Genomic DNA, 18,062 nt, shown 5'->3' with positions numbered 1-18,062 from the left:
ACCACTGTACCTGATTGCAGCGACTGACATCACGTGCTAGGACTCATGTCAGCTTCTGACATCGGAGAATCACATGCGCGTCTTTGTCACGGGTGCATCGGGGCACATCGGTTCCGTTGTCGTTCGCGAGCTGCTCGCGGCCGGGCACCAGGTCGTCGGGCTCGCCCGCTCCGACGCCTCGGTCGCCGCGCTGAAGTCCATTGGCGCGGAGGTGCGGCGAGGCAACCTCGATGACCTCGAAGGTCTGCGAGAGGCCGCTGCCACCGCGGAGGGCGTCATCCACCTCGCGTTCAAGCATGACGTGGCCTTCACCGGCGACTACGCGGGGGCGGTGGCGGCCGACCTCCACGCCATCGAAGCGATGAGCGCCGGGCTCCATGGCTCCGGCAAGCCGTTCGTGGGCACGGCGGGAACACTCGCGCTGGCGCATGCCATGCTCGGTCGCCCTGGCACCGAACACGACGCGCTTGAGGGCGGCCCCCGCATCGACGCGGAGAACGCGGTGATATCGCTCGGGAAGCGCGGCGTCCGGTCCTCCGTCATCCGCCTCGCGCCGACGGTGCACAGCTCACTCGACCACCAGGGCTTCGTCCCGTCGCTCATCACGATGGCGAGAAAGAACGGCTTCGCGGCCTACGTCGGGGACGGCGCCAACCGCTGGCCGGCGGTGCACACGCTCGACGCGGCGAGACTCTACCGACTGGCGCTGGAGGGCGCGCCGGCGGGCTCTCGCATCCACGGCGTCGCCGAGGAGGGCATCCCCTTTCGCGACATCGCCGAAGCCATCGGCCGTGGCCTCGGACTGCCGGCCAGGAGCGTCTCCGTCGAGGACGCGAACAAGTACCTCGGCTTCCTCTCCGCCTTCACCCAGCTCGACAACCCCACGTCCAGCGCGCACACGCGGGACCTCCTGGGCTGGAAGCCAACGAAGCCGGGGCTGCTCGCCGACCTCGCCGAGCGCCACTACTTCGAGTCCGCGACCCCAGCGTGACAGGGGAGCGCTGCACTCCCAATCCCTCGAGCGGCTGCGTTGACCGGAGCCGGGACGCCGGTTCAGCGCAGCAGCCCGATGACCTCGGCGGGGAACGCCATCCCCGAGGGCCAGAGCACATAGGCCGCGCCGCGTGAGTGCTGCCACGCGCGCCAGAGCTCGTCGCGCTTGTACGTCACCCCCACCGTCTCGTCGGTCTTGAACGCGGGGTCATTGCACACGACGTCGCCTTCGGGCGTGAAGCCCTTGAGCACGATGAGGTGTCCATCCGAGCTGCGCACGGGCGAGCCGGTGAGCTCCCCTTCGTCGTAGGCGATGCTGATGCTGACCGGGATTCCCGCGGCGATGAGGCGCTCCACCTGCGCGAAGCCATCCAGGCGCAGCACCGCGCCGTGCAGCGCGCCGTCGCCGATGGCGGAGGCATACGCCGTGTTGAAGGCCCAGTTGCCCGTGCCCTTGTAGACCCAGTCATAGGTCCGGTCCGCCGACGAAGGCACCGTCGTCGTCAGCTCCGGCCGCCCCAGCTTCTGTCCCCAGTACCCGAGCAACATCGTCGTGGACGTGGGCGAACACCACACGGGGCCACCGTCGGGATAGAGCATCTGCGAGCGGCCGGGAACCTCCAGCACCGTGCCCCAGGCCGCCCGGTCGGACGTGGCATCCGCGACGACACCCTGCTTGTCACTCACCGCCGCCGACAGCGCGCGAACCCGAGGCGTGGCCTCCGGCTGCGAAGAGAACAGCCACACGGTCATCCGCAGCGCATCCGCGCGACGCTTGAGGTTGAGCGTATCCGTGTACACCTGACCGTCCGCGTCGCCCTGTCCGTCCACGCTGTGCCGGGCCACGGGCTCCTTGTCGAAGGCCCACACACCCAGCTCGTAGTCCTTCGTCCAGGCGCCCTCGATGCGCGCCGCGAGCGTCACCTTCACCCACGTGCCCGGAGGCGTCAGCGCATCGAACGACGGCACCACGCTGGTGAAGCCACCCGGCACGAGCTGGACCTCGGAGACAGCGCTTCCCAGCCGGTAGGTCGCCTCGTGGTAGCGCGTACCGCCGTCCTCGTTGCGTCCCGTGGGAACGGGCACGCTGTCCGTCCGCGCCGACGCGTCGAGGACCAGCGCGCCATCGGTGGTGAGTGAAGTGCCCTCGCGCGTGAAGCGCTCGAAGTCGCGTTCCACCGCGCTGCGACGCCACAGCTTCGCCGGGGTCCCCGGCTCACCCGTGGGAGCTTCCTCTCGACCTTTCTGCGGCGAGACACAGGCCGTCTGCGTGGAAGCCAGGAGGAGGGCAAGCGTCGACAGGGAGCGAGCGTTCACGGACCGGAGTCTGCGAAACAGGCCCCACTCAGCACAAGGCGCATCGCATCGATGACGCACGTCCCCGAAGTGACGTCATGCACCCACGACGTTCCTTCGCAGGCGCAGCGGAATGGCGCCCACTGACGGGTTCGCTCCTGAACCGTGACGGGCCAGGCTCCCCCCGAAGACAAGCAGGCTTCGTGCCGCCAGCTCGCCCCGTCACCAGCCCGGTTGTCACCAACGGCCGTCAGCGCTCGTCCAGGGAGTGACACAAGGCGCTCGGCTCAAACGCACTCCATCCCAGAGCCTGGCACCACCGCTCAAATCAAAGGAGACCTGAAATGACTCTCGACCTGTTTGCCTCAATGAAACGAGACCTCAGACAGCACTACGGGCTCTCGGCTGAAGAGCCTACCCAGGAGCAGTTCGACGCCATCATCTCGGACCTGCGCCAGTTCAGCGGGTCGAAGCAGTACCCCACCGAGGAGGAGCTCGGCGAAATCGTCAAGAAACACTGCAAGACGTTTCAGACGGTCAAGTACGCGAAGCGTGAACACTGACAAAGCCAGCCAACGCCTGGAGGCGGCTCAAGCCTCCGACTCGGTCGCCTCCAGCAGTTTGTAGAGCGTCTTGCGGTCCACATCGAGCAGCCGCGCCGCCTCGCTCTTGTTGCCGCCCACCGCCTGGAGCACGTGCGCCGCATACCGGCGCGACAGCTCCGCGAGGCTGGGCATGTCACCCGCGAGCCCCGTCAGCCGCTTGGGCGCATCCCCAATCGGCTCCGGGAAGTCCTGGGGCCCCAGGACGCCCGTCACGTTGAGCGCCAGCGCCCGCGCCACCACGTTCTCCAGCTGCCGCACGTTGCCCGGCCAGTCATAGGCCGTCAGCCGCGACATCGCCTCCGACGTCACCACCGGGCTCACCCCGCCCCGCGCATGCCGAGACGCGAAGTGCACCACCAGCGCGGGGATATCCTCGCGCCGCTCGCGCAGGGGCGGCAGGTGCAGGTGCACCACGTCCAGCCGGTACAGCAGGTCCTCGCGGAACACGCCCTCCGCCACCCGCTCCTTCAAGTCCCGGTTCGTCGCCGCGACGACGCGCGCGTCCACCTTCACCGGCACGCTCTCTCCCACGCGCCGAATCTCGCCCTCCTGCAACACCCGCAGGAGCTGCGACTGCACCTTCATCCCCACGTCGCCAATCTCGTCGAGGAACAGCGTGCCGCCGTTCGCCTCCTCGAACACACCCCGCCGCGCGCCAGACGCGCCCGTGAAGCTGCCCTTCGCGTGGCCGAACAGCTCGCTCTCCATCAGCGACTCGGTGATGGCGCCGCAGTCCACGGGGATGAACGGACCGGAGGAGCGCGGCGAGCGCCTGTGCAGCGCCCGCGCCACCATCTCCTTGCCCGTGCCCGTCTCCCCCGTAATCAACACCGGCACGTTGCTCGCCGCCGCGCGGGCCACCTGCTTGTACACCTCCAGCAACGCCGGGCTGCGCCCCACCAGCGCGCTGCGGTCCACCTGCTGACGCAGCGAGCGGTTCTCCTCCACCAGCCGCTTCTGCTCCAGCGCCCGCCGCGCCACGCGCAGAATCGCGTCCACGTCGAAGGGCTTGGCCAGGTAGTCGAAGGCGCCCAGTTGGATGCTGTCCAGCGCGCCCTCGATGTTGCCGAACGCCGTCACCACAATCACCGGCGTGTCCGGAAGGTGCGCCTTCACCTCCTGCAACACCTTGAGGCCATCCCCGGGCTCGGGCATGGCCATGTCCGTCAGCACCAGGTCGAACGAGCCCTCCGCCAGCTTCTCCTGCGCCGCCTTCGGGTGCGCCGCCTGCGACACCGTGCCCAGCGGCCCCAAGAGCCGCTGGAGCAAATCCCTCGCCTGAGGGTCATCGTCCACGACGAGGATGCGGGAAGGACTCACGAGGCCACCTTGCGGATTCCGGAAGCAGTAGACGACTCCGCGGACTCGACGGTGCTCCCCACCGTCGGCCGCGTCACCCGCGCGAAGCGCACCACCACGCGCGTGCCCTTCCCTTCTTCCGAGCGCACCGTCAACGTCCCGCCATGCGCCTCCACCACGCGCTTCGTGGTGGCCATGCCCAACCCATGCCCCGGCAAGGAGCGGACCTCCGGCGCGCGGAAGAACGGCTGGAACAGCGAGGCCATCGTTCCAGGCCCCATGCCGATGCCGTTGTCCACCACCTCCAGCACCGCGTCCGTCCCTTCCGTGGAGACGCTCACCGTCACCCGAGGCTCCGGCCGCCCCGCCGTGTACTTCACCGCGTTCGTCAGGAGGTTGCGCGCCGTGACTTGCAGCAGCTGCCCCGGGCAGTCCACCGCGACGCCCGCTTGAAGCGTCCGCTCCAGCGCCACGCCCTGCGCCGCCGCCGTCTGCGCCACCTCCAGCAACACCGTCGTCACCGCCGTGTCCAGCTCGCCCACGGTGCGCTCCCCGCGCGTGCCCGCGCGACAGAAGCGCAGCAGGGCTTCAATCAGCTCACCCATGCGCACCGCGCTGGACTCGCACTGCGCCAGCATCTCCAGCGCGCCCGCGTCCTTCACCCCGCCCGTGCGACGGATGAGCGTCAGGTAGCCCTTGAGCGGCGCCAGCGGACTGATGAGGTCATGCGCCACGCGCCGCGTGAAGGCATCCAGCTCCTGGTTGTGCCGGCCCAGCTCCTCGAGCTGGCCCTGAATCGTCGTCTCCTGGCGTTTGAGCAGCGAGGTGATGTGCCACCCCACCAGCATCGACAGCAGCATCGCCAGCAGCGTGGTGCCCGCGCCCAGGGCCGTATTGCGCACTCGCAGGTCCGCCAGCTTCCCCACCAGGCTCCGCGCCTCGTTCGCGTTCTCCTCCGACAGCGAGCCACCCAACGCGTCGAGCTGCGCGGCCACCGGGCGGATGCGCTCGGCCAGATGCCGGCGCGCGCGGTCCGCTTCCCGCCGCTGGGAGAAGACCGCCGCCGCGCGCACCTGGTCCGCCAGCCCCTGGCAGGCCGCGTTGAAGCGCTCCCACGCCGCCTTGTCTCCCGGCGGCAGGTTGCGCGTGTACGCCTCCGAGGCGAAGCGGATGTCGGTGAGAATCTCCTCCATCACCACGTCCGCCGCCTTGCGCTCGGCGTCGTCCGTGGCGCGGATGTGCGCCTCGATGGCCGACTCCAGCGACAGCGCGTCCACGCGGATGCGGCCGATGAGGCTGGCGCGCTCGAGCGCCTCCTGCACCAGCACATCCACCTGCGCGCTCGTGCGGACCTCCGTCCACAACGTGAAGGCCGTGACGGCCGACAGCAGGGCCACCACGAAGAAGAAGCCTGCGCGATAACCGCGAATGGACGTACGGGAGCTCACCAGGGTCCGACCTCTACCACGGAGGCACGGGCCCCGAGGACCCACGCTTCCGTCAAGGCACCGCCGTCCCGTCGCCCGCCACGGAGGCGTCCGGCTGCCGCGCCGACGGCAACCGCCGCCGCGCCCGCTCCAGCGCGGACTCATAGAAGACGTCGGAGAGCTGCTCGTGCATCTCCCGCAGCTCGTTCAGCTCCCGCTCACGCGCGAGCAGCTGCGTGTTGTGCTCCTCCAGCGCGTGCCGGTCCGCCTCCGTGCGCACCAGCTCCTCCAGGAGCGCCACGCGGCCCTGCTCCACCTCCGCGCGCTCACCCACCAGTCGCTCGATGGTCGCCTCCAGCGCCGCCAGCCTCACCGCCACCGCTTCGGAGCGCTCCCGCTCCAGCTGGTACTCGCGCTGCCAGCGCATCGTTTCCTGGACCTGCGCCTCCAGGCGCTCAGGCGTGATTCGCGCGCACCCCGTCGCCAGCCACGCCACCGCCGCAGTCGCGCACCACAGGAACCGCATACACCGTCTCTCCCGCGCCGCGGTCGCGAGAGATTCGCGACGACGAGCCGCCACGGGCTCGCGCTTCCCAGCCGGGAGCGCGCACGCAGCTTGCTCAAGTGCCCCGGTGTCGTCAAAGCGACAAGCGCTTGTCTGGGGAGCAAGCCCCCAATGTTGGAGCTTCAACTGAGGAGTTTCTCCCCAACCTTCGCCGCGCTCGCGCAGCGCCTCACTCTGAGGAGGCCGCTGGCACGCGTGCTGCTCAAGCGTCCGCTCGCTGATACGGCGCAATCTCGCGTCGTGCCCCCTCAACGGAGCTTTCCATGAAGACCGTGTTCGCCGCCGCCCTGCTCGCCGCCGCCACCGCGTTTGCCAACACCCCGGCTCCCGCCGCCGCCCCTGCCGCCGAGGCCAAGCCGGCCGCCGCCGCCCCCGCCGCGCAGCCGGCTCCCGCCGCCGAGGCGCCCGTCGCCGCCGAGGCTCCTGCCGCCGAGGCCAAGCCCGCCGCCGAGGCCAAGCCCGCGAAGGCCGGCAAGAAGGCCAAGAAGGCCCCCAAGGCCGAGACGGCCGCCGAGACCAAGTAGTCTCGACTTCCTCGTTTCGAGGAATCCACACGAGGGCGCCCTTCCAAGGGGGCGCCCTCGTGGCATTTTAGGGGTCTGTCCTGCCCCGGACACTTCGCGGCTGGCGCCGCCTGCTCGGAAAAGCACCTGTGTCACTTACACCCCGCCTGGGTCATTGTCAGCGGCACGAACTCTTGACTTTCAGTAAACCTGGGATTTGACAGAAACACAGTAATCGCGCTTAATGTGACTTCAGAGGATGACAGTCCGTTCCGGATACTTGCGGAACCCGTTGCAATTCGTCTTTTCCTGGAGTCACCCCATGGTGGAAGCCTTCTCGAAGGTGTCGGAAGCCTCGAAGCTCTTGCTGGAGAAGGGGCTCGGTCCCAGCACCGGCGTCGAGTCCCTGGGGATGGTGGGCCATGCGCTGGGCGTGGACCGGGCGTACATCTTCGAGAACCGCACGGCGCAGACGTATGGCCGGTTCGTCACGGACCTGCGCTACGCCTGGGCGGAGCCGCCCACCGCGTCGGCGCTGGCCAATCCGGTGCTGCGCGCGTTCTCGTTCCGGGACTTCGCGCCGGGCTGGGTGGACATGCTGGAGGCGGGAATGGTGGTGGCATGCCCCACCCGCGACGCGCCTCCGATGATGAGGGACCTGCTGGAGCGCCAGGGGACGCAGTCCATCCTGCTGTGCCCCATCAACCCCTCGCGGCAGCAGTGGTGGGGCGTGGCGGTCTTCGAGGACTGCCGCATCGCCCGGGCGTGGAAGCCCGAAGAGGTGTCGCTCCTGAAGTCGCTGGCACGGGCGGTGGCGGCGTCGGTGCGCCACGGGCAGATGCGCTCGTCGTTGGATCAGGTCCGCAACAGCCTCCGCGCGGCCGTGGGTCGCACGCCCGCTTCGGGGCACTGAAGGTCCGAAGTCGCTCCCCTGGTCGCCGGGCAGCCCGGGCACCGGCGACCCCCACCCTCGCGCGTGGACACCTCCGCCGAGCGTTTCTGTTACCCTGGCGGCCCCCTGCCCTACCGCCATGTCCTCCATTGACCCGACGGCGATCAGCCGGACCCGTTCCCCGGATCTCATCAGCGGTTACCGCCTCGAAAAGCTCGTGGGCACAGGAGGCATGGGTGAGGTCCACAAGGCCACCCAGCTGTCGCTGGGCCGCACGGTCGCGGTGAAGCTGCTCAACGCCGAGCTGGCCAAGGACCCGTCCTTCATCGCGCGCTTCCAGAAGGAAGCCGCGGCCCTCGCCGCCCTGAGCCACCCCAACGTCGTCTCCATCGTCGACAAGGGGAAGACGGACGTCACCTACTACCTGGTGATGGAGTTCGTGGACGGGCCGTCGCTGCGCGAGTTGATCCGCGCGCCCCAGTTCGACGTCTTCGGCGCGCTGCGGCGGATGCTCGAAATCTGCCGGGCGATTGAGTACGCGCACGGCCGCGGCGTCATCCACCGGGACTTGAAGCCGGAGAACATCCTGCTGGACCAGCAGGCCGGCGGCATCGCCAAGGTGTCCGACTTCGGGCTCGCCTCGTTCCTGGAGGACGCCAGCCCCTCCTCGCGCTACGCGCTGACGTCCACGCACGTGTCCATGGGCACGCTGTCGTACATGGCGCCGGAGCAGCGGGTGGACGCGAAGAACGCGGACGCGCGCGCGGACATCTTCTCGCTGGGCGTCATCCTCTACGAGTGGCTCACCGGCGAAGTGCCGATGGGCACGTTCGACCCTCCGTCCCAGCGCAAGCCGGGATTGGACCGGCGCCTGGACGCCATCGTCACCCGGTGTCTCAAGCCGGACCCGGATGACCGCTACCCGTCGGTGACGGCGCTCATCGCGGACCTGGAGCTGCTCGTCCCCGGCAGCCTGCCGTCGATGCTGCCGGTGAAGCTCACGCGCGTGCAGCGCATCAAGGCGGGCGTGAGCAAGGTGGTGCGCTTCACCGCGCAGGCCGCCGCGGTGTTGATGGTGTTGGCGGCGAGCTTCGTGCTGGGCACCGCGTTCTATCTGAGCGGCGAGCGCGAACGGCGCGAACGGAACGACGAGCGCAAGACGCCCCGCTCACCGGGCGCCGCCATCATGGAACTCACCCTGAAGGAGAAGACCAAGCAGTCCGCTCCCTCAGATGTGCAGACCAGTCCCGCGCACCGAAGCCTGACCTTGGGTGAGGGGCCGGACGCCCAGAGCATCCTCTCCACCGGCAGGGCCGTGAGCTTCGAGGACAAGTCGCTCGTGTTCCCCTGGCAGGACGACGAGCCCGTGGGCCGCGTGCGCGTGGACGTCACGAACCGGGACGGAGACATCCTCAGCCTGAAGGCCAGGCTGCTCGCGGAGGCACCGCCACCCACGTGGGATCGCCGCCTGGGCGACATGATGAAGCTGTACCAGCCCTTGCCCTCGCCCTCCGTGGCGATGTTGCTGACGGGGACTTCCGGCCGTTACGTGGCGCTGGTGCACAACGGCGTGGGAGAGCCCTTGCGCCTGGAGTGGGACCTGGGCGAGCGCCGGGGCACGATGCTCGGCATGGAGGCCCCCAAGCCCAAGGCGGACCCGGTGGCGCCCGGCGCGGAGTCGCCCAAGGCGGACCCGACGGCGCCCGACGCGGAGTCGCCCAAGGTGGAGCCGGTGGCACTGGAGCTGACAGTGGACGCCGAGGGCCGGCTGGAGGCCTTCATGGGCACCGGCAAGGCCCGCCGGGTCCTCTTCGAGCCGTTGGTGCTCGGCACCGGCTGGGTGGAGCAGTTCGGTGACGCGCCCTTCCCCGGCTTCGGCTGTCTGGATGCCATCTGCCGCATCTCCGGCATCACCTACGTGGTGAAGCAGTCTCCGCCCGGGGGGACCACGGCCCCGGTGCCCACCCCGCTGCCCCCGCCCGTGAAGACGGTGGCCGTCGCGGTGCCCGCCAAGGCGGTGGTGCCCAAGAAGGCGCCGCCCCCTCCCCCCAAGAAGCAGCCCGCCAGGCCCGCGCCGAAGAACGGAAAGCGCCGCTAGCCCCCGTCCGAGCGCTCGAAGCGGACAGAGACTCGCAGGGGAATATGGCCAGTGACGGGGGATTGCATTATCCCTCGACCCTCCTATGCGCACCTTCCGCCGCGGCCTGACCGCGCTCGCCCTCGTCGCCGGCCTCTCGGGCTGCTCGCACTCCTCACCCTCCACCAGCGCCGCGCCCCGCGTGCTGGAGTCCGCCGCGGAGAAAGCCCGGTCCGGTACGGACGAGGCGCGCACGCTCGCGTTCGCCGGCTTCCATGCGCACCTGCTCGAAGGGGACTCCGTCCAGGCGCAGCAGCGCTTCGACGCGGCCATCGCCAAGGACCCCGGGGACCCGTACGCGCTCATCGGCCAGCACCTGCTCGCGCGCCGCGCGGGACGTCCGGACCGGGCCCTCACCGCCGCGCTGGAGCTGGTGACGCGCGCGCCCACCCACCCGCTGGCCCTCATCGCCGCGCGCTACGCGCTGGACACCGTGGGCACCGCGCCGCCGCTGGATGACGCCATCCTGAAGGCCGCGCGGCAGGCGCTCGCCGCGGGCGCCACCGGAGAGACGGCCTACCTCCTGCGCGGCGCGCGGCTGTCCGTCGCCGTGGCGCGCGGAGACACCCAGGCGCGCGACGCGGTGCTGCGCGAGCTGGGCGGCGTGTCCGAGGCGACGCTCGTGGGTCCCCTCTCCGCCTTCCACGTCCTGTCCTGGGACGAGGCCTTCCCGGCGAAGCAGAGCGGCTCGCTCGCGGGCCCCTTCACCGGCGCCTTCGGAACGATGACGCCGCGCAAGCTGCTGGCGCCGGACGGACGGCTGGACCTGGCCGGCGAGCCCGGCGAGGGAGACGTCTACCTCATGGCCTTCGACGCGGAAGTCCCCGAGGCGGCCCGCTACGTGGCGCGCTCGGTGAGCGCCGCGACGCACCAGGTCCTCGTGGACGGCGCGCCGCTCCTGGAGCGACGGGGTTGGGAGCGCGCCACCAGCACCATCACCACCCGCGCCGTGGAGCTGCCCGCGGGCAAGCACCGCTTCATCGCCCGCATGCTCAAGGGGGCGACCTCCGGCGTGCTGTCCTTCTCGCTGATGCGCGCCGACGGCAAGCCCGCCAACGTGCGCTTCACCGCCGCCGCGGGCGCGGCCCCCGGGACGTGGGGCAGCGCGCCGAAGACGTCCGAGGCCACGGGCGTGTACCCCACGACGCAGAGCCTGAAGGACGCGCTGGCCGGCGAGGCCGGAGACCTGCTGTCCACCGTGCTGGCGGCGCGTGACGGGCTGTCGCGCGACGCGGACGGGGCGCGCCGGCTGATGGCGGAAGTGGAGGCCACCACGCCCGCGCTCCTGTCGCTGCGCGCGGAAATCGCGGCGGCGGACCGCACGGTGCCCGCCAAGGTGGCGCGCGGCCGGGCCACCCGGGACTTGGAGGCGCTCCTGCCCAAGGACCCGGGCAACGTGGCCGCGCTGCTGCTGCGCGCGGACCTCTTCATGGACGACGGCCAGGCGGCCTCCGCGCTGGAGACGCTGAAGACGGCGAGCGAGGCCGTGCAGCCCCCGGGCTTCCCGCTGTTCCTGATGCGCGCTCGCGCGGCGCTGACGCTGGACGTGGACGCGCTGGCGGAGGAGTCGCTGGCGGCGGCGCTGCAAATCCAGCCGAACCTCTGCGAGGCGCTGGGCCTGCAGTACAACCTGGCGCGGCGCCGCGACGCGGTGGAGCGCTCCGACTCGCTGGTGGAGGCGCAGCAGAACTGCCCCGGCGTCCAGGCGCGGCGGGCCGACCATGCGCGCACGCGCGGGGACTTGGAGACGGCCGCGCGCGCCTACGCGGAGATGCTCGCCCGCGACCCCACCAGCGTGAGCGCGGGCACGTCGCTGGCCACCCTGTACGTGGGGCTGCGCCGCCACGACGAGGCGGTGGCGGTGCTCCAGGCGCTGACGGTGACGTGGCCGCGCAACGCGGAGCTGCTCAAGCGCATGGCGGACGTGCGCGAGTACGCGGGACAGAAGGCGGAGGCGCTCGCGCTGCGCGAGAAGGCGCTGGCGCTGGAGGGCGATGACCTGTCGCTGCGCCGCGCGGTGGAGCGCGCGAAGACGGGCAAGGAGCTGCTCCAGGAGCACGCCATCGACGGCCGCGAGGCGATGCGCGCCTATGACGCGGAGCCCGTCACCGGCGGCGCGGCCGTGTTCGTCCTGGATGCCGCGGCGGTGCGCGTGTACCCGGACGGCAGCATCATCAACCGCATCCACACCATCCAGCGGGCGCTGGAGCAGTCGGGCGTGCAGGAAATCGCGGAGGTGAACGTGCCGCGCGGCGCTCAGGTGCTGGCGCTGCGCACGCTGAAGGCGGACGGGCGCGTGCTGGAGCCGGAGAACATCGAAGGCAAGGACACGGTGAGCCTGCCCGGCGTGCAGGTGGGTGACAGCGTGGAGGTCGAATACCTGTTGGCGGAGAGCCCGCGCGGCCCCGCGCAGCCGGGCTTCACGGCGTCCGCCTTCTATTTTCAAATCGCCAACCAGCCCAACGCGTGGACCACGTACACGGTGGTGGCGCCCAAGGGCTCCGGCATGAAGGTGGACGCGCACGGGATGAAGGCGCCCGCGCCGACGGTGAAGGGCGACGAGGAGGTCTTCCACTACGAGGCGCGCCGCGTGCCGCCGTTCATCCCCGAGCCGGACTCCCCTCCCTCCGGCAACGAGTACCTGCCCTTCGTCATGGTGGGCGCGGGCGCCACGGGCAACGAGGGCCTGATTCGCGTCTATGGCGACGCCTTCCAGGACCGCTGGCTGCGCACGGCGGAAGTCGTCGACTTCACGCGCAAGGCCACCCAGGGCAAGCAGGGCCTGGACGCGGTGAAGGCGCTGCACGCGGCGGTGATGCAGCGCTTCTCCGGACGGGACAACGGGCTGGGCCAGTCCGCGGCGTCCACGGTGGCGCAGGACCGCGGCAGCCGGCTGACGATGATGAAGGCGGGCCTGGAGGAGCTGGGCATCCCCTCGCGCGTGGCGGCGGTGCGCACCTTCAACGTGGACCCCAACGACTACCTCTTCCCCAATGACAGCCTGCTGCCGTACGCGGCGCTGCGCGTGGAGGTGCCGGGCTCAGAGCCGGTGTGGGTGGACACGTCGGTGCGCTTCGGCCCCTTCGGCGAGCTGCCCGAGTTCGCCATGGGCGGGCGTGACGCGTACCTGCTGCCGGAGCCGGGCCGCCCGCTGGAGGTGGTGAAGACGCCCCAGGTGAAGGAGTCCGTGGGCAAGCAGGTGCGGTTGACGCTGTCGCTCGACGCGGAGGGCAAGCTCACCGGAAAGGGCGAGGAGACGTACCTGGGGTTCGAGGCGGCGCAGCTCTCCGAGGCCTTCAACCAGCTCTCCGCGGAGAACCGCAACCAGGCGCTCCAGGGCGCGGTGGCGCGGTATTTCGCCGGCGCGGCGCTGTCGAGCGTGAAGCTGGACCACGAGGACGCGGTGGGGGCGCCCTTCGTGCTGCGCTACGAGTTCACCGTGCCGCGCTTCGGGCGGCTGGAGGCCGACAAGCGCATGGCGCTGGGGCCCCTCACCTTCCCCGCGCAGCTCGGCCGACGCTACGTGCAGCTCAGCTCGCGTCGCACGCCGCTCTACATCGACAACACGGAGGCCAGCAACACGCAGGTGACGGTGGCCCTGCCCTCCGGCTGGAAGCTGCCGGACCCGCAGCCGGCGCTCGACGTGAAGAACCCGTTCGGCCACTTCACCCGCACGGAGAAGCAGGAGGGCTCCACGCTCACCATCACCGAGTCCCTGCGCCTGCCCCGCGCGCGCGTCTCCCCGCGTCAGTACGAGCAGTTCTCCGGCTTCACCGGCGACGTGGACCTCATCCAGACGCGCGAGATGTTCCTCGTGAAGCCGTAGGCGCGACGGGGTGGACCGGCGGGAGGGGCGCTCCGTCGCCTGCCTGGCCTCCCGTCGTCCCACCGATGACTGGCGACTTCAGAGGGCCTCCCGGGTTGAATACGGGAGGCCCTCTCGCGTCTGAAGGCCCATCGAAGTCCCTCGTGAGGGGGATGGCATTTTCAACAGGAGAAGACGTCATGAGTCCTCGAAGCTGGCTCTGGATGGTGGCCCTGCTGTCGGCCCCGGTGGTTCAGGCGCAGACGGCCCCGGTGCCCTCGGAGGACCCGGGGTATTCCGACGACGGCCGCGAGTACGCCAACGGCGACTACGACGAGGACTCCGACGAGGAGCTGGCGCCCATGGCCCCCCAGCCGCCTCCGTCGCTGCCCACCGAGCGCCCGTCACGGCGGCCCTATGCCGGCGCGGTGTGGGCCTCCGGACACTGGTACTGGGACGGCGGTGAGTGGCGCTTCAACCCCGGCACCTGGGTGGCCCCCATGACGGGCTACCAGTTCGTCAACGGCTATTGGGAAGAGGACCGGGGCAACTGGTACTGGGTCTCCGGTGGCTGGGCGCGCCAGGGCTCGACGGAGGTGGAGATTCCCATCGCCGTGTCCTCGGAGGCCCTCTCCACCCAGCAGGCCCCTCCCCCGCCGCGCCAGGAGGTCCGCCCGGCCGCGCCCGCCTCCAACCTCACCTGGGAGCCCGGCTACTGGTACTGGTCCGGCAACGCCTGGGACTGGGTGGATGGCACGTGGGCCGCGCCGCCGCGCGCGGACCTGGTCTTCGTCTCGCCCCGCTGGGTGCAGCGCGGACTGTCGTGGCACTTCGTCGGCGGCGGCTGGGCCCCGCGCGGCTCCGTGCACGTCACCATCCCCGTCTTCCGCCACGCGCGCGTCACCGTGGGCTGGGGCCACCCCAACTACTTCGCCCACACGTGGTACCGCGCGCCCGCCGTCCGCTACTACTACCACCGCCCGTGGCGGACCTCCGGGCACTACTACCGGCATGACCGCGTCTGGCGCTCGCCGACCTACAACAGCTACTGGCGCAACCGCGTCGCGTCGCCCCCCAGCCACCACGACCGCAATGACCGCTACCGCGACCGCTCCCACCGCGATGACCGCTGGAAGGGCTCGCCGTCCGGAGGGGGCCGCAATGACCGCTGGCGCGCCGCCCCCAGCAACCGCTCGCGCACCCATGACGCGACGCCCGTGGGCGGCGGCAACCATGGCCGGGGCCGGGGCCGGGGCGACCGCCACCACTGATTGAAGTCGAAGCGGGAGCTGGACATCGACGGCGGGGGCCCCCAAGGCCTCCGCCGTTGTTGCATCTGGCAATCGCGCGCACAGGACAGTCCTCGCGGCGAAAGGCTGTCGTCCCTGGGCACCATTGGACAGACAGCCGGGCGCGCCGAGCTTGCGCTGTCCGACCGCGCACAACGCCAAAGACAATCCTCGCCAAGAGAAAGGCAACCAGACAAAGCCAGGGCGCTTTCAATTTTTCTGGAGTTCCCATGATGTCCTGACCCCGTCTGTTCACGCAATTCCTCCCCCTGCTCTTGCTGAGCGCTGCTTGTGCCGCTCCGGAAGAAGAGGCCATGGCGCCGGAGGACCTTGGCTCCGGGAGCGCCGCCATCACCCTTCCGGCTGGCTACTCCGACGTGCTGGTAACGCCTGTCCCCCAGCCCACCTCGGTCGGCTTCACGCCGGATGGGCGGATACTCATCACCACCCAACCGGGCCAGCTCCGCGTCTTCGCCGGAGGCGCCCTGCTGCCGACGCCGGCGCTGAACCTCGCCTCCAAGGTGTGCTCCAACTCCGAGCGCGGCCTCCTGGGCATCGCGGTGGACCCGGTGTTCGCCACCACCCGCCACATCTTCCTCTACTACACGTTCAACAAGTTCAACTCCTGCACGTCGAACGTCTCCAACGTGCCCGTCAACCGCGTCTCGCGCTTCACGCTGTCGGACGCGAACAGGGTGGACCCGGCCAGCGAGCTTGTCCTGCTGGACAACATCCCCTCCACGGGGGGCAATCACAACGGCGGCGACCTCCACTTCGGCTCGAACGGGTATCTCTACGTCAGCGTGGGTGACGGAGGCTGCCAGTTGGGGAACCCGAGCCGCTGCGCGGGCCAGAACACCACCGCGCGCCGCCTGGACGTGCCGCTGGGGAAGATTCTCCGCGTCCGCAAGAATGGCCTCATCCCGCCGGACAACCCCTTCGCGGCGACTCCTGGCAGCCGCCGCTGCACCCAGCCGGCGGGAGTGCCTCCGGGCACCGGGCCCTGCCAGGAGATTTTCGCCACCGGCCTGCGCAACCCGTTCCGCTTCGCCATGAGGCCCGGCACCAGCAACTTCTTCATCAACGACGTGGGCCAGGGTGTCTGGGAGGAAATCAACGAGGGAATCCTGGGCGCGGACTACGGCTGGAACACGCGCGAGGGACACTGCGCCAACAACTCCACCACCAGTTGCCAGCCTCCTCCGGCGGGGATGACCAACCCCATCTTCGACTACAAGCACGGCACCAATCCCTCGAGCTCACCCTTCCAGGGGTGCAACTCCATCACCGGTGGCACCTTCGCGCCTCCCGGGGCGTGGGCCCCCGCGGATGACAACGCGTACTTCTTCAGCGACTACGTCTGCGGAAAGATGTTCAAGCTGACGCGCACCTCGGGAGGCGTCGTGACGGTGAGCCAGTTCGCCACCGGCCTGGGCAACAGCTCCGCGGTGACGCTGCGCTTCGGTCCCGCCGGCACCCGGCAGGCGCTCTACTACACGACGTACGCGAGGGGCGGTGAGGTCCGTCGAATCACATACACCGACACGAGCAATCGCCTGCCCCTGGCCGCCGTCTCCGCGTTTCCCACCCAGGGCGCGTTCCCGCTGACCGTCGACTTCAACGGCAGCGCCAGCAGTGATCCGGACGGTGACTCGCTGACGTACTTCTGGAACTTCGGGGATGGCACCACCGAAACGCAGACCCCTTCCGCCACCACGCGCCACGCCTACACCCGCAACGGCACCTTCTTCGCCACGCTCAGGGTTCGGGACTCGCGAGGGGCCATGTCCAGCCGGTCGGCCACCATCCGCATCGACTCGGGCAACACCGCCCCCTCGGTCACCATCTCCTCTCCCTCGACGAGCCTGCGCTTCCGCGTGGGACAGTCCCTGGTGCTGACGGGCAGCGCCACCGACGCCGAGGACGGCCCGCTGCCGGACAGCCAGCTCACCTGGCATGCCCTGCTGCACCACAACGAGCACACCCATCCGCTGATGACGGCCACCACCGGCAACAACATCATCCTCACCGCACCCTCACCCGAAGACCTGCCGGCGGTGACCACGAACTACGTGGAGGTGCTGCTCATCGCGACGGACTACCGGGGCAGGACCACCACGGTGTCGCGCAATGTGCTGCCTCGCATCGTCGACGTGGTAATGACCTCGATTCCCTCGGGCCTGAGGCTGGAGGTCAACGGCACCAGCTTCCTCACCCCCGTCACCATCAAGTCCTGGGAGCGCTACACGCTCAACGTCGCCGCTCCTCCGCAGTTCGACAGCCAGGGCGTCTGGCAGGTGTGGTCCTCCTGGTCCGACGGCGGCGCGAGGGTCCACGGCTATCTGACCCCGGCCACCAATTCCAGCCTCGTCGCCACCTTCGAGGGCACCGCCGCCGGACAGGTCGACACGGCTCCGCCGGAGGAACTCGACGACACCTCCACGCCCCCCGAGTCGCCAGGCCCTCCGGACGCCCCCGGCGAAATCATCGGGCCGCGGGCCCCCTGACGCCATCTCCAGACCCCCTTCGGCCCGGGGGAACTCGAAGTCTGGCGGACCCAAAACTGGCTTCTGGGGCGCACCCGGCGTTACGCATGCTCCATCCGGTGCCGGATGGACATGCGGTCCCGAATGGCAGTGGGGAGTCCGCGCATGCGAGTGAAGACGGAGAAGTCCGTGAAGGTGCCCGGTGTGCCGCCCGGGTTCCTGGAGGGCGCCCACCATGTGGACGTGAAGACGGTGGAGTCGGAGGCGTCCCTGCGCGAGTTCGTCGCCCGGCTGATGTCGTACCAGCCCGCCTGGGTGACCGCCCTGTTCAGGGTGCGCGGAGTCTTCGTCCGACTGCTCGGCCTGCGGCAGGTCGGCGTGCCCCGGGCCCGGCGCCTGCGCGCGGAGGAGGTGCCCATGAGCCCGGGAGAAACGGCCGCCTTCTTCACGGTGCGCCACGCGGAGGAGGAACGGGCGTGGGTGGTGGGCGCGGAGGACTCACACCTGGATGCGGTCCTCGCTGTCACGGTGGAGCCCGGCCCCGCCCTTCCGCGTCGCTTCCACGTCGTGACGGTGGTGCGCTATCGGAACTGGGCGGGGCCGGTGTACTTCAACGTCATCCGGCCCTTCCATCACCTGGTCGTCGGCGCCATGGCGCGAGCCGCGGCTGGACCGCGCGGCTCCACGCCCCCCTCAAGCGCCCCAGCGGCTCAGAAGTAACATTTGTTGTCTTCGCCGCAGAAGCCCCAATGGCCATCGCAGCCG

Annotated in this window: 13 protein-coding genes; 9 read left to right on the top strand and 4 right to left on the bottom strand. The window is 70.2% G+C overall.

Going from position 1 to position 18,062, the window contains the following annotated elements; genetic code table 11:
* Positions 1-73: 73 nt before the first annotated feature.
* Positions 74-991 (top strand): SDR family oxidoreductase, encoded by a 918-nt coding sequence (locus LZ199_RS08000; RefSeq protein ID WP_253993057.1) that lies wholly within the window; start codon positions 74-76, stop codon positions 989-991.
* A 62-nt stretch (positions 992-1,053) separates the two neighbouring features.
* Here LZ199_RS08000 and LZ199_RS07995 read toward each other — a convergent pair whose 3' ends face one another.
* The gene (locus LZ199_RS07995; RefSeq protein ID WP_253993056.1) at positions 1,054-2,310 is read right to left on the bottom strand and encodes a C39 family peptidase; all 1,257 of its coding nucleotides are present in this window, start codon (positions 2,308-2,310) and stop codon (positions 1,054-1,056) included.
* 323 nt (positions 2,311-2,633) lie between these two features.
* On the opposite strand from LZ199_RS07995, the gene LZ199_RS07990 reads away from it, so the two are divergent.
* On the top strand, positions 2,634-2,852 hold the full coding sequence (locus LZ199_RS07990; protein ID WP_253993055.1) for a hypothetical protein: 219 nt from the start codon (positions 2,634-2,636) through the stop codon (positions 2,850-2,852).
* A gap of 27 nt (positions 2,853-2,879) precedes the next feature.
* On the opposite strand, the gene LZ199_RS07985 is transcribed toward LZ199_RS07990, so the two are convergent.
* Genes LZ199_RS07985 through LZ199_RS07975 form a run of 3 tightly spaced genes read right to left on the bottom strand, consistent with a single transcriptional unit; the run spans position 2,880 to position 6,146 of the window.
* Positions 2,880-4,214: a sigma-54-dependent transcriptional regulator gene (locus tag LZ199_RS07985; protein ID WP_253993054.1), complete on the bottom strand. Its 1,335-nt coding sequence runs from the start codon at positions 4,212-4,214 to the stop codon at positions 2,880-2,882.
* Positions 4,211-5,644, bottom strand: coding sequence for a sensor histidine kinase (locus LZ199_RS07980; protein ID WP_253993394.1), 1,434 nt, complete (start codon positions 5,642-5,644; stop codon positions 4,211-4,213). Before LZ199_RS07980 ends, LZ199_RS07985 begins: the two co-directional genes overlap by 4 nt.
* A 49-nt stretch (positions 5,645-5,693) precedes the next feature.
* Entirely contained in the window at positions 5,694-6,146 is a 453-nt protein-coding gene (locus LZ199_RS07975; RefSeq protein WP_253993053.1) for a hypothetical protein, read from the bottom strand.
* A 302-nt stretch (positions 6,147-6,448) separates the two neighbouring features.
* On the opposite strand from LZ199_RS07975, the gene LZ199_RS07970 reads away from it, so the two are divergent.
* The 7 genes from LZ199_RS07970 (at position 6,449) to LZ199_RS07940 (ending at position 18,017) form a co-directional block, all read left to right on the top strand.
* Positions 6,449-6,709, top strand: coding sequence for a hypothetical protein (locus LZ199_RS07970; protein WP_253993052.1), 261 nt, complete (start codon positions 6,449-6,451; stop codon positions 6,707-6,709).
* A gap of 301 nt (positions 6,710-7,010) precedes the next feature.
* Positions 7,011-7,601 carry a GAF domain-containing protein gene (locus LZ199_RS07965; protein ID WP_253993051.1) on the top strand — a complete coding sequence of 197 codons (591 nt, stop codon included), beginning with the start codon at positions 7,011-7,013 and terminating at the stop codon, positions 7,599-7,601.
* 118 nt (positions 7,602-7,719) lie between these two features.
* On the top strand, positions 7,720-9,678 hold the full coding sequence (locus LZ199_RS07960) for a serine/threonine-protein kinase (RefSeq protein ID WP_253993050.1): 1,959 nt from the start codon (positions 7,720-7,722) through the stop codon (positions 9,676-9,678).
* An 85-nt stretch (positions 9,679-9,763) separates the two neighbouring features.
* On the top strand, positions 9,764-13,543 hold the full coding sequence (locus tag LZ199_RS07955) for a tetratricopeptide repeat protein (RefSeq protein WP_253993049.1): 3,780 nt from the start codon (positions 9,764-9,766) through the stop codon (positions 13,541-13,543).
* Between the two features lie 179 nt (positions 13,544-13,722).
* Positions 13,723-14,793: a hypothetical protein gene (locus LZ199_RS07950; protein WP_253993048.1), complete on the top strand. Its 1,071-nt coding sequence runs from the start codon at positions 13,723-13,725 to the stop codon at positions 14,791-14,793.
* Positions 14,794-15,125: 332 nt separating this feature from the next.
* Positions 15,126-17,318, top strand: coding sequence for a PQQ-dependent sugar dehydrogenase (locus LZ199_RS07945; protein WP_253993047.1), 2,193 nt, complete (start codon positions 15,126-15,128; stop codon positions 17,316-17,318).
* A gap of 144 nt (positions 17,319-17,462) precedes the next feature.
* On the top strand, positions 17,463-18,017 hold the full coding sequence (locus tag LZ199_RS07940) for a DUF2867 domain-containing protein (protein ID WP_253993046.1): 555 nt from the start codon (positions 17,463-17,465) through the stop codon (positions 18,015-18,017).
* Positions 18,018-18,062 lie beyond the last annotated feature (45 nt).

The sequence above is a fragment of the Myxococcus qinghaiensis genome (genome assembly GCF_024198215.1).
Classification (GTDB): Bacteria; Myxococcota; Myxococcia; order Myxococcales; family Myxococcaceae; genus Myxococcus; species Myxococcus qinghaiensis.
Note: the sequence above shows the minus strand (reverse complement) of the source record. Positions and strands in the feature narration are given on the sequence as shown.

What these genes read in the sequence shown, in the direction of transcription:
- LZ199_RS07960 (WP_253993050.1), top strand. Translation starts at nt 7,720, where the DNA reads ATGTCCTCCATTGACCCGACGGCGATCAGCCGGACCCGTTCCCCGGAT.
- LZ199_RS07990 (WP_253993055.1), top strand. Translation starts at nt 2,634, where the DNA reads ATGACTCTCGACCTGTTTGCCTCAATGAAACGAGACCTCAGACAGCAC.
- LZ199_RS07965 (WP_253993051.1), top strand. Translation starts at nt 7,011, where the DNA reads ATGGTGGAAGCCTTCTCGAAGGTGTCGGAAGCCTCGAAGCTCTTGCTG.
- LZ199_RS07955 (WP_253993049.1), top strand. Translation starts at nt 9,764, where the DNA reads ATGCGCACCTTCCGCCGCGGCCTGACCGCGCTCGCCCTCGTCGCCGGC.
- LZ199_RS07970 (WP_253993052.1), top strand. Translation starts at nt 6,449, where the DNA reads ATGAAGACCGTGTTCGCCGCCGCCCTGCTCGCCGCCGCCACCGCGTTT.
- LZ199_RS07950 (WP_253993048.1), top strand. Translation starts at nt 13,723, where the DNA reads ATGAGTCCTCGAAGCTGGCTCTGGATGGTGGCCCTGCTGTCGGCCCCG.
- LZ199_RS07975 (WP_253993053.1), bottom strand. Translation starts at nt 6,146, where the DNA reads ATGCGGTTCCTGTGGTGCGCGACTGCGGCGGTGGCGTGGCTGGCGACG.
- LZ199_RS07940 (WP_253993046.1), top strand. Translation starts at nt 17,463, where the DNA reads ATGCGAGTGAAGACGGAGAAGTCCGTGAAGGTGCCCGGTGTGCCGCCC.
- LZ199_RS07945 (WP_253993047.1), top strand. Translation starts at nt 15,126, where the DNA reads ATGGCGCCGGAGGACCTTGGCTCCGGGAGCGCCGCCATCACCCTTCCG.
- LZ199_RS08000 (WP_253993057.1), top strand. Translation starts at nt 74, where the DNA reads ATGCGCGTCTTTGTCACGGGTGCATCGGGGCACATCGGTTCCGTTGTC.